We start from the raw sequence: 17,384 nt of genomic DNA on the forward strand, positions 1-17,384 counted from the left end.
CCATTTTTCAAGCGCTGAGTCGCATGATTGTCTCTTTGATAGTTGCCATCGGCTTTTTGGCCGGATCCGGCGCCAAAGCAGACAGCCTTTCCAGCTTTTTGACCGACCTGACACCTTCGGATTTGTATCCCGAGGCCCAGTCGTTTGGCCCCGTACGGCAGGGCGTTCCGGTAGCGCCTGTTCTGAAGGACGGGGAAACGGTTGCCTGGGCGTTTCTCACATCTGATTTTGTTGGCACCACAGGATATTCGGGCAAGCCGATCCATGTGGTGGCCGCGATTGACAACGACGCCGTGTTGAGCGGTGTGAAGCTGGTCAAACACTCAGAACCAATTGTCCTGATCGGCATTCCCAACGCGCGGATGGTTGAGTTGACCGAAGGCTATGCGGGGCTTGATCTGAAGGCCGAAGCCGCATCGGGCGGTGAGTCCCATGATCTCGACATTATTTCAGGCGCGACGGTCACGATCATGGTGATTGACGACAGCCTTGTGCGGGGTGGCATCAAAGTGGCGCGGGCTCTTGGGCTTGGCGGGTTGTCTCCGGTGCAGACCGGACCCAAACGCGATCTGGATATGGCCGTAGACACGGTTGAAGATTGGGAGACGCTGGCCGGTGACGGCTCGGTGCGCCGATTGACGCTGGATGTGGGGCAGGTGAACACTGCCTTTGAACAAATGGACGACGAGCGCGCGGCCAAACGCCCCGAGAAGGGCGAGCCTGACGACACCTTTATCGACATGCACATGGCTTTGGTGAGTGTGCCGTCGATCGGTCGTACGCTGCTGGGCGACCACGAATATGAGAACCTGGTTGAATGGCTTGACGAGGGCGAGCACGCGATTTTGGTGCTGGGGCGCGGCAAATACTCTTTCAAAGGTTCAGGCTACGTACGTGGCGGGATTTTTGACCGTATCCAGCTTATTCAGGGCGACAACTCTGTGCGCTTCTTTGACAAGATGCACCGCCGCCTTGGCGCCTTGGCGACCGAGGATTCCCCGAGCTTCCGCGAGTTGGACATTTTCAAAATTCCGGCGGACTCAGAGTTTGATCCGACCCTTGGATTCCGGCTGCAATTGCTGGTGCAGCGTTCGGTCGGAGCGTTGGATCGTGTCTTTCTGACATGGGATCTTGGCTACAAGCTGCCGGAACGGTTCATGCTGCCGCTGCCAGTCGCCACAGTTGTGGATGATGCCTCTGACGAGGCGGCTGCCAAAGCGGCGCTGTGGCAACGTATCTGGAAGGATAAGGCGGTCGAGATCGCCGTTCTTTGTGCGATGCTACTGGTGCTGACCGCGACCTTCTTCTTTCAGTTTCAGGCCACATGGAAGCCGCGTCGGTTCTACTGGTTCCGCATCGGTTTTCTTACCATGACGCTATTCTTTATTGGCTGGTACGCCAACGCGCAGCTTTCGGTGGTGAACATCATGGCGCTGGCGGGCAGCCTGCGGGCGGGCTTCACTTGGGATGCCTTCCTGATGGATCCGCTTGTGTTCATCCAGTGGTTCGCCATCGCCGCAGCGCTGCTGTTCTGGGGTCGTGGGGCCTATTGTGGCTGGCTCTGCCCCTTTGGTGCGCTTCAGGAACTGACCAACCAGATCGCGCGCTACTTCAAAGTGCCGCAATGGACCCTGCCATGGGGCCTGCATGAGCGCCTCTGGCCGATCAAATATATGATCTTCCTCGGCCTGTTCGGCGTGTCGCTGGCCTCGATCCAGATGGCGGAGCAACTAGCCGAAGTTGAGCCGTTCAAAACCGCGATCATTCTCAAATTCGTACGGGACTGGCCTTTTGTGGTCTTCGCTCTGCTGCTCCTGCTTGCCGGTCTCTTTGTGGAGCGATTCTACTGTCGCTACCTCTGCCCTCTGGGCGGCGCACTGGCGATCCCGGCCCGCATGCGCATGTTCGACTGGCTGCGCCGCTACAAAGAATGCGGATCGCCGTGCCAGACCTGCGCCAACGAATGTCCCGTACAGGCGATCCACCCTACCGGTGAGATCAACCCAAACGAATGCGTGAACTGTCTTCACTGTCAGGTGCTCTACCAGAGTGAGGACAAATGCCCTGTTGTCATCCGCCAGCTCAAACGGCGGGCGTCAACCGGATCTTCGGAAATCAAAATCCCCAAGAAGGATGCGCCGAAGAACCACCCCAATGCAAAGACGACGTAATTCCAGATGGAGGAAAACATGTCTGAAGAAACCAAAAACAATCTGAATATCACCCGTCGGGGGATGCTGGGAGCGACCGCCACTGGCGCGGTTCTGGCAACCACTGGCGTAGGCGCCTCGTTGCTGGGCGCCAAGCCTGCAGCCGCTGCGACCGCCAGCTGGCACCTGCAGCCGGGTGATCTGGACGAATACTATGGCTTCTGGTCCTCGGGTCAGACCGGTGAATTGCGGATTTTGGGCGTTCCGTCCATGCGTGAATTTATGCGCGTTCCGGTTTTCAACCGTTGCTCGGCTACCGGCTGGGGCCAGACCAATGAATCACTGAAGATTTTGACCGAAGGTCTGACCGATAAAACCAAAGAGTTCCTCGCTGCCAATGGCAAGGAAACCTATGACAATGGCGACCTTCACCACCCGCATATGTCGTTCACCGACGGCACTTATGACGGTCGCTATATCTTTATGAACGACAAGGCCAACACCCGTGTTGCCCGTGTGCGTTGTGACATCATGAAATGCGACAAGATCACCGAGATCCCGAACGCGCATGACATCCACGGTCTGCGTCCGCAGAAATATCCGCGCACCGGTTATGTCTTTGCCAACGGCGAGCACGAAGCACCACTGGTGAACGACGGTAAGATCCTTGACGATCCAAGCCAGTACACCAACATCTACACCGCACTGGACGGTGATACGATGGAAGTGGCGTGGCAGGTGATGGTCACCGGCAACCTTGATAACACCGACTGTGACTATCAGGGCAAATATGCCTTCTCGACCTCGTACAACTCGGAAATGGGTATGAACCTTGCCGAGATGACCGAGAACGAGCTGGACCACGTTGTGGTGTTCAACCTGAAAGAAATCGAAGCGGGTATCGCCGCGGGTGACTATCAGGAACTGAACGGTGTGAAAGTGATCGATGGCCGTAAGGGCTCGAACAAGAAATACACCCGCTACATTCCGATCCCGAACTCGCCGCACGGCATCAATACCGCGCCGGATGGCAAGCACGTTTGTATCGCTGGTAAACTATCCCCGACTGTTTCGGTGATGGATGTGACCAAACTGGACGCGATTTTTGCTGACGAAGCAGAGCCGCGCTCCGCGATCGTTGCGGAACCGCAGCTGGGTCTTGGCCCACTTCACACTGCCTATGATGGCAAAGGCAACTGTTTCACCACCCTGTTCCTGGACAGCCAAGTTGTGAAATGGAACCTCGAAGCAGCCGTCAAACAGTACGCTGGCGAAGACGTGGATCCGATCCTCGAAAAAGTCGACGTGCACTACCAGCCGGGCCACAACTCGACTTCGATGGGTGAAACCAAAGAAGCCGACGGCAAATGGCTGATCTCGATGAACAAGTTCTCTAAGGACCGCTTCCTGAACGTGGGTCCGCTGAAGCCTGAGAACGAACAGTTGATCGATATCTCTGGTGGCGGCATGGATCTGGTCCACGACGGCCCGACCTTTGCTGAGCCGCACGACAGCATCATCGTTCGCCGTGACATTGTGAACCCGGTGAACGCCTATGACCGCAACGACCCGATGTGGGCAGACACCCGCAAGCAGGCCGAGGCAGACGGCGTTGATCTGGATGACTACCAAGAGGAAATCATCCGCGACGGCAACAAGGTCCGCGTTTACATGTCCAGCCAGGCACCGACCTTCTCGATGGAGAAGTTCACTGTCAAACAGGGCGACGAGGTGACGATTATCGTGACCAACCTTGATGACATTGACGATCTGACCCACGGTCTGTGTATGGCCAACTTTGGCGTTGCGATGGAAATCGGGCCGCAGGCGACTGCGTCTGTGACCTTTATTGCGGAACGTCCGGGCGTTCACTGGTACTATTGCCAGTGGTTCTGCCACGCGCTGCACATGGAAATGCGCGGCCGTATGTTCGTTGAACCACGGGACGCGTAAAATGAAACAATGGCCCCTTTCTCTGGCGCTGTGCCTTGCTTCGACCTGCCTCTGGGCGGCGGAGTGGGACGTCCCGCTCAGGGATGGGGCCATTGCTGAAACACTGGCTCAGGCGGCGGATGGTGACACCCTCCGCCTGAGTGCCGGCACTTACAACGAAGCGGTGGTTCTGGATCGCCCGATGACGCTGGACGGACAAGGACATGCGACGCTTGATGCAGGTGGCATCGGCAGCGTGATCACCGTGACCGGCGATGATGTGACCGTGCGCGGTGTGACCGTGATCGGCTCGGGCGACAGTCACGACACCATCGACAGCGGCATTCAGCTCAAGAAATCCGCCTATGCTCCCCAGATTTTGAACAATGTCTCGCTGGGCAACCTTTATGGCATCGACATTCATGGCGCGAAGGACGCGCTGGTCCAAGGCAACCAGATCGAAGGTCGTCTGGATAAACGCGTGAATGATCGTGGCAACGGCGTCTATGTCTGGAATGCCCCGGGCGCGGTGGTGGATGGCAACGACGTGCAATACGGCCGCGATGGCATCTTTGTGAATTCCAGCAAGAAGAACATCTTCAGCAACAACACCTTCCGCGATCTGCGCTTTGCGGTGCATTACATGTATGCAGACCGCTCCGAAGTGCGGGGCAATATCTCGATCAATAACGACCTCGGCTATGCGGTGATGTTCACCTCCAATGTCAAGGTGATGGACAACGTGTCGATCAACGACCGCGAACATGGCGTGATGCTGAACTACGCTAACCGTTCTGTGATCACTGGCAACTACGTGCGGGGTGCCAAGGAAAAATGCACCTTCCTTTATAACGCCAACAAGAACACCTTTGCCGACAACTGGTTCGAAGGCTGCGGGATCGGCATCCATTTCTCTGCAGGCAGCCAGGACAACAAGATTTATGGCAATGCTTTTGTCGGCAACCGCACACAGGTCAAACTGGTTAGCACCAAGTGGCATGAGTGGTCCGAAGACGGGCGCGGCAACTATTGGAGCGACAACGCGGCCTATGATGTGAATGGCGACGGTTTGGGAGATGCGCCGTATCGCCCCAACGACAGCATGGATCATATTCTGTGGCAGCAACCCTCTGCCAAACTTCTGCTTGGATCCCCAGCCGTGCAACTTGTGCGCTGGTCACAATCGGCGTTTCCGGCGCTGCTGCCAGGTGGTGTGATTGACAGTTTCCCTCTTATGAAGCCGGTAAAACCGGCCGCCGCTGGAAAGGTAGCGCATGATGGATGACATTCTGAACATTGAGGGCCTGAGCAAAGATCGTGGCAAGATCCGCGTTTTGCATGAAGTGTCTCTGTCCGTGAAGGCAGGAGAGCGCGTCGCGCTTCTTGGGCACAATGGCGCGGGCAAATCCACGATGATCAAAACGGTGCTGGGTCTTACGCCCGCCACCGGCGGAAGCATCAGCATCGCGGGCCACAAACCCGGCAGCGCAGCCGCGCGCGCCGCAACTGCGTTTCTGCCTGAAGCGGTGAGTTTTCACCCTGCGCTGACAGGGCGTGAACAGCTGGTGCTTTTCGCGCGTCTTTCCGGTGTGAAGCCCGATATCGAGGGCATCATGGCGCGCGTGGGTCTGGCCGATGCACTGGATCGCCGCATCGGGACGTATTCCAAAGGCATGCGCCAACGTCTTGGCCTTGCGCAGGTGCTGTTGGGTAAACCGAAACTGGCGCTTCTGGATGAGCCGACCAGCGGCCTTGACCCGATTTCGCGACAGGATCTTTATGCCATCATCGACGAACTCGCCCACGAAGGCTGCGCGGTCTTGATCGCCAGCCACGCCTTGACCGAAGTGGAAGCGCGCACGGACCGGATCGCGATCATGCGCAAAGGGCATTTGGTGGCCAACGATACACTCGCTGGACTGTCCACGCAGGCCGGGCTGCGCACCCGCTTGCGGATACGGGCGACCGACGGCATGGCGGATCAGATCGCGGCTCAAACCGGCGGGCAGCGCAAAAATGGCGCCTCGGTGGAGATGGAAATCGAAGCCCACGGCAAAATGGAAGCCCTGCGCAACATTGCCGAACTCGGCGACATTGTTGCCGATGTGGACATCACCCCGCCCAAGCTCGAAGACCTTTACCGCCACTTTGCTCAGGAGGGTGTGCAATGACCCGTTTTTTGGCGATCGCAAGCGCCGAGATGCGCATTTTGGCCCGCAATCGCTGGCTGTTTGTGGCGACCCTAATCATGCTTTTGTTCGCGCTGGCGCTGACCTTTGCCGGAAGCGCGCCGACCGGCACGTTGGGCGTGGACATGCTGACGATTTCCGTCACCTCTATGACGACCTTGTCAGTCTATCTTGCGCCGCTTCTGGCCTTGATGATCTCTTTTGATGCGGTGGCTGGCGAAGCCGAACGGGGCAGTTTGGGCCTCCTGCTCAGCTATCCGGCTGGCCGTGGCGAAGTGCTGCTTGGCAAATTCGCCGCCCATCTGGCGGCATTGGCGATTGCCATGATCATCGGTTTTGGGGCCGCAGGGGCCGTGGCCGCTTTCAATGGTGGCGCAAGTGCCGAGAGCGTTGTGGCACTGGTCCGTCTGATCTGCACGTCCATCGTGTTGGGCGGCGTTTTCCTGACGCTGGGCTATTTTGTGTCCTCCATCGCCCGCAGTTCCGCCGCCGCCGCCGGCATGGCCGCTGGAATGTGGCTGATCTTTGTTGTGCTTTATGATCTTGGCCTGCTGGGCGCAGTGGTCATGGATAGCGGCGGCTGGTTTACCCAGACTGTCTTTCCTTGGGTGATGGTCGCCAACCCCGCCGATGCTTTCCGTTTGTGGAACGTCGCCGCGGCCGATGGTGTGGCCATGGCCAGCGGTATGGTCGGCGCCACAAGCGCATTGCCGGTGTGGGCCGCACCTCTGTCCCTGCTTGTGTGGCCGCTGATCGGCTTTGCTTTGGCGCGGTTTGCCTTCCGGAAGGTTGAGCCATGAAACACCTGACACTTGCTTTGATGGCCGCACTTTCGTTGGCGGCTTGCAAGGAAGAGGAAGCCGCCGCCCCGCCGCCGCCAATTGCCCTGACTGAAGAGGCACTGAGCTTCTTTTGCCAGATGAATGTTTCGGAGCATGGCGGACCAAAGGGGCAGATCCATTTGGAAGGTTTTCCTGCGCCGCTGTTTTTTGCGCAGGTGCGGGATTTGGTAGCCTACCTAAAGAGCCCGGAGCGTGACGCCCGCATTGTGGGGGTCTATGTGAGCGATATGGGCACCGCCACGAGTTGGCAAGAACCAGGTGTTGAGAACTGGATCAACGCCGATCAGGCACATTTTGTGATTGATGCGCCGGTTGCCGGTGGCATGGGCGCGCCGGAAATAGTACCCTTTGCCGAACTCGACGACGCGGCGGAGTTTGCCGCGCGCTGGGGCGGTTCCGTTGTGGCTCTTGAAGCCATACCGGATGAGGCCGCGCTGGGCGCAGTCGACTTGAACGCACCATTGGAGACACCGTCATGAGTCATCTCAACCGCCGCCGTTTTCTTGCTGTGTCTGCCTGCGCGGCGGGCATCGCTGCTTCTCCTGTGGCGGCTGCCACCTTTGCCGAATGGCGCGGTGTGGCGCTTGGCGCTCAGGCCAGTATGAAGATTTCCGGCCTGAACCAAGCCGAAGCCGAAGGCATCTTTGCCGAAGTGCAGGCTGAACTGGAACGTCTGGAGTTGATCTTCTCGCTCTATCGCGAAAGCGAACTGACCCTTTTGAATCGCAACGGCATGCTCGCTACGCCCGCGCCGGAATTGCTACAGGTGCTGAGCCTGAGTGATCGGGTGAACAAGGCCAGTCTGGGGGCGTTTGACCCCACCGTACAGGCACTTTGGACTGCGCACGCCGAAGGTGGCGATCTGTCCGCGGCAAAGGCGATGATCGGCTGGTCCAAGGTTGGCTTCAACACCGAGGCCGTGACCCTCGCCAAACCCGGCATGGCGCTTACGCTGAACGGCATCGCACAGGGCACAGTGACGGACCGCATTTCCGCGCTGCTTAAGTCGCACGGCCTGACCAATGTGCTGCTTGATATGGGCGAGATTGCCGCGATGGGTGAACGCGAGGCTGGCCAGCCTTGGCGTGTTGGTGTGATCAACCCGCAGGGGGAAATGCTGCGCAAGCTGACCCTGACGGACCGCGCGATGGCAACCTCCGCAGTTGATGGCTTCCGCCTGCCGGATGGCGCTAGCCATATCCTGCACCCCTTTGGCAACGAGCCGACCCAATCTCTGGTCAGCATCGCAGCCCCCACGGCCGCTTTGGCCGACGCGCTCTCGACCGCTGCCTGCCTGATGCACACCGAAGCCGTGACCGCTATGGTCGCGCAATTTGACGGTGCAGAGGTCATCGCACTTACTTAAGGCCGCTGTCGCAAACAGGCCAGACGCCCCCCACACACACCGCCACGCTTGACAGAGGTGGGGTGAACAAGCTGCCCTGTTCCCAACGGGTTCCTGTGGAGGGCAGCATGAAGGATCGTACCAAAGTTGTGGTCATCGGCGGCGGCATCGCCGGCTGCTCGACGCTCTATCATCTCACGCAGGAGGGCTGGAGCGATGTCATGCTACTGGAGCGTGACGAGCTGACGTCGGGCACCACTTGGCATTCCGCCGCGCAAGTTACCAACTTTGGTATGACGCAGACGATGGTCGGGCTGAAAACCCATTCTATTAATCTCTACGAAGAACTCGCAAACGACCCCGATTATCCGATCAATTATCACCACGGGGATGGCGGTATCCGGCTCGCCAATACCGAAGCACAAATGGACGGCTATCGCCATTTTGCCAGCATGGCGCGCGGGATGGATGTGCATTTCGAAGTTCTCGACGCCGAAGAATGCGCCCGTCGGCATCCGTTGATCTCTACCGACAACCTGCTGGGTGGCCTTTGGGATCCGCTGGATGGGGACATCGACCCCGCGCAGCTCTGTCAGGCGCTGGCCCGCCGCGCGCGCAAGGCGGGTGCCGAGGTGCATCGTCACACACCGGTCACTGCGCTCAAACAGCTCAAAGACGACACATGGGAGGTGACAACGCCCAAAGGCGTCATTCACGCCGACATTGTGGTCAACGCCTGCGGGTATCGCGTGAACGAGGTCGGCGCGATGATGGGTGTGCATCATCCCGTCGCGTCGATGGAGCATCAGTATTTTTTGACCGAAGAAATTCCCGCGATCCGTGATGCAGGCCATCGCATGCCGCTCCTGCGCTGCCCGATCAGCGACTATTACTGCCGTCAGGAAAAGAATGGCCTTCTGCTCGGGTTCTACGAGCAAGATTGCAAGACGTGGGGCATGGACGGCATCGATCCGGGATTTGCGAATGCGCTTTGCCCCGATGATCTGGACCGCGTGACTGATGTGCTCGAAGGGGCCTTTGACCGCATGCCCGCGCTTATGGAGGCGGGCATTCACACGGTGATCAACGGGCCTATAACCTACACTATAGACGGCGCGCCGCTGGTGGGACCAATCCCGGGCAAACGAAACGCTTTCTGCATCATCGGCTTGCGTGCGGGGTTGGGTGAGGGCGGCGGGCACGGCTGGCTCTTGGCGCAGCAGATTGTGCACGGCGAGGCCTGTTACGACACATGGGTCATCGACCCGCGCCGTTTCACGGGACACGACAATGTCGAACTCACGGCGCTCAAGGCCATCGAGGACTATCAGAACGAATTCCGATTCCACTTCCCCCATGAACACCGCCCCGCGGGCCGCCCGATCAAGACCACGCCGCTGACACCGGTGCTGGCCGCCGAAGGCGCGGAGTTTGCCGTGGTAAACGGCTGGGAACGCATGGATTTCATCAAGCCATCGCCTGATTTCACGGAAACCCATGGTTTCGGGTTTACCGAGGTCTTTGACGTCGAAGCTGCCGAAGTCAAAGCTGTGCAATCCGGCGTAGGGCTCAGCGAAATCAATGGCTTCAACCGCTTTGAGATCACCGGCACTGACCGCCACACCTTTATGGATCGCATGATCTGTGGTCGCTTGCCACGCAAAGACGGACGTGTCGGGCTGGCCTATTTGCTCAACCAGCACGGCATGATCAAATCCGAGGCCACCTTGGCGAACCTGCCCGCCAGCGATCGTGGGCCGGACCGTCTTTGGTATGGCTCCGCCGCGGCCAGTGAAGGCCACGACATGGACTGGCTGACCGCGCATCTGCGCCCCGAGGAAGACGTCAGCATCCGCTCTCTGACCAATGAGCAAACCATTCTTCTGCTCGCTGGCCCCAAGGCGCGTGACGTGCTGTCGGCCGTATCAAGGGGCGATTGGTCGGCTAAGGCGTTCCCGTGGCTGTCGGTGCGGGAAGCCTTTGTCGGCATTGCGCCGGCCACCATCATGGCGGTCAGTTTCTCCGGCGAGCTTGCCTATGAAATCCACGTGCCCAACAACCAGCTCTACGGAGCCTACCTTGCTTTGCGAAAAGCGGGCGACGCATTTGGCATGACGCTCTTTGGCGCGCGGGCCATCGAATCTATGCGACTTGAGAAGGGCTACCTGCATTGGAAGGCAGAACTGCTGACGGAGTTTGACCCGTTTGAAACCGGTCTGACGCGGTTTGTGACTATGGAAAAGCCGGAGTTTGTCGGGAAATCCGCATTGGCACGGAGGCAGGCAGAGCCTCCTTCTCAAAAGCTTGTCACGCTTGCATTGGACACAGAAACCGCCCCAGCCCTTGGGGGGGCCTCTGTGATCGAAGCAGATCAAGTCGTCGGCACGGTAACATCCGGTGCTTGGGGGCACCGGACGGGACTCAATCTGGCGATGGCGTTTTTGCGGTCTGATTTGTGTGGTGTGGGAACCGGCGTCAATATTGATGTCTGTGGCGATATCGTTGCCGCAACAGTCATTGAGCCAAGTCCTTATGACGCGGGCCTGACCCATCCTCGGGGGTGAGTTGATCCCATGAGGTGCGCCAAATTAGGGCGGTTGCGGCTTTTGCGGCGGCTTGCTCTTGACTGTTGCCGGATTTCCCGTCCTTTTTGAGCGCAATGTTAGCGCCCAAACAGTTGGGCTGCGGACGAGACTTGGCACAGTCGCTTTGCCGTCGCGATACCGACGCAATACCGACATGATACCGACGGGTCAGGGAGGACCTCATGGCGAAAATCACCAAAGAGCAATTGCGTTCCCGCATGTGGTTCAATGATCCCGAAGATCAGGAAATGACGGCGCTCTATCTGGAACGATACCTGAACTATGGGCTGACCCGTGAGGAGCTTCAGAGCGGCAAACCCATCATCGGGATCGCCCAGACCGGAAGCGACCTAAGCCCTTGTAATCGCCACCACATAGAGTTGACCAAGCGCGTGCGCGACGGTGTGATTGCGGCGGGTGGCACGGTGATCGAAATTCCCGTGCATCCCATACAGGAGACCGGAAAACGGCCCACCGCGATGCTTGACCGCAACCTCGCGTATTTGTCTTTGGTGGAAACTTTGTTCGGCTATCCCATTGATGGCGTTGTATTAAACATCGGCTGCGACAAGACAACGCCCGCTCTTTTGATGGCCGCGGCAACGGTGAATATCCCTGCGATCGCCCTGTCGGTTGGTCCCATGTTGAACGGCTGGTTCCGTGGAGAGCGCACAGGGTCTGGAACAATCGTCTGGAAAGCCCGCGAATTGCACGCCGCCGGCGAAATTGACGACGAAGGGTTCATGGATGTTGTGGCGTCATCGGCCCCATCGGTGGGATACTGCAACACCATGGGAACCGCCACAACGATGAACTCTCTGGCCGAAGCTTTGGGTATGCAACTGCCAGGTTCCGCTGCGATTCCAGCGCCTTACAGAGAACGTGGGCAAATTTCCTATGAGACCGGAAAACGGATCGTCGAGATGGTTTGGGATGATTTACGCCCGTCTGACATCATGACGCGAGAGGCTTTCGAGAATGCGATTGCCATCAATTCGGCGATTGGCGGCTCGACCAACGCACCGATCCATTTGAACGGCATCGCTCGCCACCTCGGCGTGCCCTTGGACAACAACGACTGGCAGGAAATAGGCCACAAAGTTCCGCTGTTGGTGAACCTCCAGCCTGCGGGTGACTATCTTGGTGAGGATTATCATCGCGCGGGTGGTGTTCCGGCTGTGGTTTCGGAACTGATGAAGGCCGACCTGCTGCCGCACCCCGATGCGATCACGGCAAACGGCCTTAGCATGAGGGAAAACTGCGAGACCCGAGAAGTGATGAACACGGATGTCATCAAATCAGCGGATGCGCCTATCGTGGCCGAAGCCGGGTTTGTGAATTTGACCGGCAATCTCTTTGACAGCGCGATTATGAAGACCTCGGTCATATCGGATCAGTTCCGTGCCAAGTACCTGTCAAATCCCGATGATCCCAACGCCTTTGAAGGTCGCGCAGTGGTGTTTGACGGGCCGGAGGACTTTTACGCTCGTATTGATGATCCTGCGGAAAACATTGATGAAAACTGTGTTCTATTTATGCGCGGTGCCGGACCGAAAGGGTATCCCGGCGGGGCGGAAGTTGTGAACATGCGCGCGCCGTCCTACCTTTTGAAGCAGGGGGTCAATGAGTTGCCCTGCGTGGGCGATGGGCGGCAATCGGGCACCTCGGGATCGCCGTCGATATTGAACGCGTCGCCGGAGGCTGCGGATGGCGGCGGTTTGGCGCTTTTGCAGACCGGAGACCGCGTGCGATTTGACTTGAGTAAATGCACGGCCGACATGTTGGTGGATTTTGCCGAGCTGCAAAAACGGGCTGCGGATCTGGTTACTTCGGGGGGCTATGCGGTGCCTGAGAGCCAGTCGCCCTGGCAACAATATTTCCGTGAGATGGTGCAACCGTTTGATCAGGGAATGACCCTGCGCGATGCGCCCCAATACCGTGATATTGCCAGAAAACACAGGCCAAGAAACAACCACTAAGACCGAGCAACTGAAAAAGCATCATAGTTTAGTCGGTTCCTGAACCATTGCTTAACGATTGTGGGGCATTCTTGCTTCATTGAGCTCTGTGTTTCGGAGGCGTCAAATTGGTTTTGCGTGGATTTTTTTGGTGTTTCGCGGCGTTTTCCGCGTGTTTTTTGTTGGTTCCTTTGGCTGGCGCCGCCTCGGCCGAAGTGCGCGAGTTACCTGTAAATGCAGATCGATGCGCGATATTTTTCGCGCTGACCGGGCGTGTGGATGCGGGTTGCAAACAGCCAGATCCCGATGGGTATGGTGCTTTGCGGAAACTGTCGCCGGAGCCCGCGTTTTCCAAGCAGGCTGCGCCTTTGAGGACAATGGCCGAAGAGCAGGGGTATTTTGTCCGGTTCGCCTTCAATTCGGATCAGCTGACGGAAGAATATAGCGCGCATTTGGACCGCTTGGCGCAAGTGCTTGGCAGTGTTGCGCTGCAAAGCAGTTGTCTAAAGCTTGTGGGCCACACCGACAGCGTCGGCGGCTTGGCCTACAATCTAAAGCTGTCGGAGAAACGGGCGTCGCAGGTGGCGGCATATCTTGTCGCCAAGGGGGGGCTTTTGCCGGCGCGCCTTTCAACGGAGGCACGCGGAGAAACAGTCGGTCTTCCCGGGGTTCCGGGTGCACATCCTCTCAATCGGCGTGTCGAAATCCTCGCCAAGTCACAAACTGGCGACGGGTGTTGATATCGTGCGTTTCGCCTTTGGACTTCTCAGTTGGTTTTTGTTTTGCACAATGGGTGTGTCGCAAACCGCCCCAGTCGCACTTGTCATCGGCAATGGTGAGTATGCCCATGTTGCAGACCTAAAAAACGCAACGCGCGATGCGCAGGCGGTTGCCTTGTCTCTACAGCGTGCGGGGTACCAGACGACGCTGATTGCCAACGCGGATCGGGCGGAGATGCTGACGGCCTTGGCGAAGCTGCGGATTGCGGCAGGCGAGGCAAGCCAGATTGTTGTCTATTTTTCTGGCCATGGGGCACAACAGAACGGGCATGGCTATTTGCTGGGGCGGGATGTGCCGCCGCATGGTGTGGATCTGGCGCGCTATGCGGTTTCGCTACAGGTGGTTATGCGTGCAATTTCAGACAAGCCGCGTCAAAAAATCGTTTTTCTTGATGCCTGCCGCACACCGGTGTCGGGATCAATGGCGCCTTTGTCCGGGCCTGCTCTACACTTTCCGGCAGGTACGTTTGTTGCTTTTGCGGCGCAACCGGGGGCGCCTGCATTTGACGGAGTAGGGTCCCTAAGCCCGTTTGCCGACGCTTTGGTCTCGGAAATCGCGGGGCCTACGCAGACACTTGGTGCCGCCATGAGATCAATCCGCCGTCGCGTTGTCGCGTCGACGGGCGGGCAACAGGTGCCATGGAGTATTGACGTTCTTTTGCAAGAGGCGAAGATCGGCCGCGGGGCTGCAACTAGGAAAGCGGCTGAGGCAGGTCTTTCAGGGGGATGAACCGGACCTCGCCGACAAACGCGCTAGCGTGTGTGTTCGCTTGTGGGGTGCCTGACCAAGCATCAAGGGACTCGTCCGCAGCCCAGATGTTGGCAAAAAGGAAGCTCGGCAGAGAGGGCAAGTCGCTTTCTCCTTCGGTCACTTCAAAAACCAACCTGTCTTCGGCGTACCAACGGATGCGATCAGGCAACCATTCAAAAGCGTAGATTCGAGGCGCATCCGCAGCATCAAATCCCAGGTCGATGAACATGTTTTTCAACACGCCATCCACAAACCAGGCAATGTGTAGGCGAGTTGTGTCTTTGCCCAAAAATTCGATGTCAATTTCATCGTGTCGGGTGCCATAATACGCACCGGTATAGGTGAAAAAGCCAGTCACCACACCCTCACCGCGGGCCGGTTTCATCAGGACTTCGTACCGACCGTAGTGTGTGGTGTTTTCTCGCCGGATCGAGGCGCCTGTGAACCGATTGGTTTGGTTGGCTTGAGGCGACAAATTCAGATGCACCCCATTTTCAAAACGCAGTTGCCCTCGGGACCAGTCGGTGTCGAAATGTGGGTGAGAAAACGTGTAGTCTGCCACATGCCATCCAGTGACAGGATGGGATTGGAAGGTATCCGAGAACCCCTCTGCTGCAATTGCTGGCGTGCCAGTGCTCACAATCATCAGTCCCCAGAATGCTGCGAATGCCCGAAACAGCCTCGTCATGACGGCACCGTTTGTTAAGGTTAACGTTTATTAAGATTAATAATCTGTGTTGCTTGGCTCTCAAGGCGGGGCAAGAAAAATCGTCGGTTTTGGTTAATAGCTCGTGCGCCCTGTTTTTTTCCCAAATTCCGCTAAGACATGGGGAAAATTTGCCTTATTAAGACTTGAGCAATGTGGCCGCCCTAAAATCTCCATATAGATTTTGGGATTTTGTGATGCGGTACGAGTTTTCAGTGTGGCGTCGCGCGTTTGGCGCGCTGGCAATGCTATTGGCAGGTACGGCGTGTGTCGGCCCACACGCCACACTCGCCCCAGCGATCGCGCAACCCAATACAAGGCCTGCTCGCAACTTCACTTCGTTTTCCAACGCCTTGCATTGTATGGATCGATTACTGGCGCAGGCGGGCAAAGGATCTGTTTTGATTTCGTCTTCCGGATTTCCCGATGAAACCGACGACATCGACGTCGGCGCCGATGACATGTTGATCAACGCCATCAACCAGATGAATCGTTCCAACTCTCGCTATGTTTTTTTGGATCAGGCCAGAATCTCCGGTTTTGGCCAGTTGGAGATCGTCACCACGCGAAAGAAAGACGAGGTCAAACCGCAATTGTATGTTCGTGGCTCGATCAGCCAGATCGACGATGATCCGTCTGACAATGCCTTAACTTTGGGATACGACAAAGCCGCGGATAAAGGCATTTCCGAGGGATATATTCGAGGCTCTCGAAGTCTTTCGGTTGTGACTGTCGACATGCATCTGGTGGCGTTTCCAAGTCGCCGAATTCTGCCCGGTGCCTCGGTCGCAAATTCTATGGTGGTGACGCAAAAACGGTTTGAGGCGGGCGCCTTTGGCATCATTCAAACTGGAACACTCGGCGCGCCATTGCGGATCGAACGAATCGAAAGCCGTAGTCAGGCCGTGCGAAATCTGATTGAGGTTGGTGCAATTGAACTGCTTGGGCGTCACGCGGGCGTGCCCTACTGGACCTGTCTGGACGGTGCGCCGACAGACGCCAAGGGCAATGAGAAACAGGAACGCCAAACCCGACACCAGTCCGAAGCCGCGCAAATCGCCGAGGCGCAAGATCTCTTGTCGAAAATGGGATTTCTTCAGGCCCACGAAACGGGCGCACTTGATGCGGCCACACGCCGTGCGTTGAGCGCCTTTCAATCGAGAAACCATCTCTTGCCAAACGGCGTTGTGGACTTTGATACGTTGCGTGAACTGCGCCGGCAGACACCGGTGGCGGCCAAACTTCCGAACCCGGAATTGGCTATGCGTCCGGCGACGGAAGTGCAGGCCGCTACAACACGGAAGACACCGCCGAAAAGGGCCGCCGCGCCGTCTGTTGGCGTGGCGCCGGCGCGCGATCCGGAATGTGTGGAGGAAGGTGATTGTGAGGAAGTTTACAAGAACCTCTATCACTTCATCAAGACACTAGGAGACGGTGGATGAAGAAAAGGCCCGCCACAAGGCGGGCCTTTGCGCGTCTTACGAGAGAGAGACGCGATCCGGCACGGTCAGGGACAGTCCCGAGCCAGAATTTCCACACGACGGTTTTGGGAAGAGGCACCCGAAAATCCGGAAAGAGGGCGAGTTTCGCCTTCAGCCAAGACCTCTTTGATTCGAGAGCGATCTCGAAGACCTGAGCGCAGCGCTTCCGCGACAACAGCCGCCCGTTCTTGCGAAATCTGAAGATTGCGTGTCGCCGATCCGGAGGTGTCTGAATGGCCGACCAATCGCAGGCATGCGCCAGTCATAAGCGGCGTTTCGAGAACCTGAATCAGCACTGAAATCTGAAGTCGGGCGTCGTCGTCAAGCTGCGACCCGCCTTTGGGAAAAAATACCGCGCTTTCACGGATTTCGTCATCAAGTAGGCCCTCGGTGAGCTGTTGTGACCTGTCCTCTGCCGCGTCGCACTCCTCGGCGCGGACACCGTATTGTTGATACACGCGTTCGCAAAGCTCCTGGGCCGTCAGGGCCAGAGTGGACGTCGGAAGAAGGCAATAAAAAACAAGCGGTAAGCCCGCGGCGAAATGCGTCTTCATCGAAAATCTCCTTGCCACAAAGGTTAAGAAAAAGAAGCTAACGAAATGTGAACAGGGCGGGAACAAAAAAGGAAAATTATCCAAGTGCATTTACGAAATCTTTGGGGATTGG

At 57.6% G+C, this 17,384-nt stretch carries 14 protein-coding genes; 12 read left to right on the forward strand and 2 right to left on the reverse strand.

All coding sequences use genetic code 11. The features are described 5' to 3' along the window. Positions 1 to 23 precede the first annotated feature (23 nt). The 11 genes from BM069_RS14895 (at position 24) to BM069_RS14945 (ending at position 14,510) form a co-directional block, all read left to right on the forward strand. Positions 24 to 2,171, forward strand: coding sequence for a NosR/NirI family protein (locus BM069_RS14895; protein ID WP_093324989.1), 2,148 nt, complete (start codon positions 24 to 26; stop codon positions 2,169 to 2,171). An 18-nt stretch (positions 2,172 to 2,189) separates the two neighbouring features. Next, the gene (gene nosZ, locus BM069_RS14900; RefSeq protein ID WP_093324987.1) at positions 2,190 to 4,103 is read left to right on the forward strand and encodes a TAT-dependent nitrous-oxide reductase; all 1,914 of its coding nucleotides are present in this window, start codon (positions 2,190 to 2,192) and stop codon (positions 4,101 to 4,103) included. 1 nt (position 4,104) lies between these two features. Next, entirely contained in the window at positions 4,105 to 5,367 is a 1,263-nt protein-coding gene (locus BM069_RS14905) for a nitrous oxide reductase family maturation protein NosD (RefSeq protein WP_093324856.1), read from the forward strand. Continuing rightward, positions 5,357 to 6,253: an ABC transporter ATP-binding protein gene (locus BM069_RS14910; RefSeq protein ID WP_093324857.1), complete on the forward strand. Its 897-nt coding sequence runs from the start codon at positions 5,357 to 5,359 to the stop codon at positions 6,251 to 6,253. The genes BM069_RS14905 and BM069_RS14910 overlap by 11 nt, the downstream gene beginning before the upstream one ends. Then, positions 6,250 to 7,071, forward strand: coding sequence for an ABC transporter permease (locus BM069_RS14915; RefSeq protein WP_093324859.1), 822 nt, complete (start codon positions 6,250 to 6,252; stop codon positions 7,069 to 7,071). The genes BM069_RS14910 and BM069_RS14915 overlap by 4 nt, the downstream gene beginning before the upstream one ends. Then, positions 7,068 to 7,592, forward strand: coding sequence for a nitrous oxide reductase accessory protein NosL (locus tag BM069_RS14920; protein ID WP_093324860.1), 525 nt, complete (start codon positions 7,068 to 7,070; stop codon positions 7,590 to 7,592). The genes BM069_RS14915 and BM069_RS14920 overlap by 4 nt, the downstream gene beginning before the upstream one ends. Then, positions 7,589 to 8,479, forward strand: coding sequence for an FAD:protein FMN transferase (locus tag BM069_RS14925; protein ID WP_093324862.1), 891 nt, complete (start codon positions 7,589 to 7,591; stop codon positions 8,477 to 8,479). The genes BM069_RS14920 and BM069_RS14925 overlap by 4 nt, the downstream gene beginning before the upstream one ends. A gap of 107 nt (positions 8,480 to 8,586) precedes the next feature. After that, the gene (locus tag BM069_RS14930; protein ID WP_093324863.1) at positions 8,587 to 11,022 is read left to right on the forward strand and encodes a GcvT family protein; all 2,436 of its coding nucleotides are present in this window, start codon (positions 8,587 to 8,589) and stop codon (positions 11,020 to 11,022) included. Positions 11,023 to 11,225: 203 nt separating this feature from the next. Beyond that, the gene (locus tag BM069_RS14935; RefSeq protein ID WP_093324865.1) at positions 11,226 to 13,022 is read left to right on the forward strand and encodes an IlvD/Edd family dehydratase; all 1,797 of its coding nucleotides are present in this window, start codon (positions 11,226 to 11,228) and stop codon (positions 13,020 to 13,022) included. A 299-nt stretch (positions 13,023 to 13,321) separates the two neighbouring features. Continuing rightward, entirely contained in the window at positions 13,322 to 13,741 is a 420-nt protein-coding gene (locus BM069_RS14940; RefSeq protein ID WP_280137039.1) for an OmpA family protein, read from the forward strand. Further along, entirely contained in the window at positions 13,677 to 14,510 is an 834-nt protein-coding gene (locus tag BM069_RS14945; protein ID WP_139216213.1) for a caspase family protein, read from the forward strand. Before BM069_RS14940 ends, BM069_RS14945 begins: the two co-directional genes overlap by 65 nt. On the opposite strand, the gene BM069_RS14950 is transcribed toward BM069_RS14945, so the two are convergent. Then, the gene (locus BM069_RS14950; protein WP_093324868.1) at positions 14,473 to 15,219 is read right to left on the reverse strand and encodes a family 16 glycosylhydrolase; all 747 of its coding nucleotides are present in this window, start codon (positions 15,217 to 15,219) and stop codon (positions 14,473 to 14,475) included. The two genes, BM069_RS14945 and BM069_RS14950, sit on opposite strands and share 38 nt — an antisense overlap. A gap of 380 nt (positions 15,220 to 15,599) precedes the next feature. Between BM069_RS14950 and BM069_RS14955 the strand changes: the two genes are divergently transcribed. Beyond that, positions 15,600 to 16,679, forward strand: a complete 1,080-nt coding sequence (locus tag BM069_RS14955; protein ID WP_170846757.1) for a peptidoglycan-binding domain-containing protein — start codon at positions 15,600 to 15,602, stop codon at positions 16,677 to 16,679. A 65-nt stretch (positions 16,680 to 16,744) separates the two neighbouring features. Here BM069_RS14955 and BM069_RS14960 read toward each other — a convergent pair whose 3' ends face one another. Beyond that, positions 16,745 to 17,272 carry an OmpA family protein gene (locus BM069_RS14960; RefSeq protein ID WP_170846758.1) on the reverse strand — a complete coding sequence of 176 codons (528 nt, stop codon included), beginning with the start codon at positions 17,270 to 17,272 and terminating at the stop codon, positions 16,745 to 16,747. Positions 17,273 to 17,384: the final 112 nt, after the last annotated feature.

This window comes from Shimia haliotis (assembly GCF_900114415.1).
Lineage (GTDB): Bacteria > Pseudomonadota > Alphaproteobacteria > Rhodobacterales > Rhodobacteraceae > Shimia > Shimia haliotis.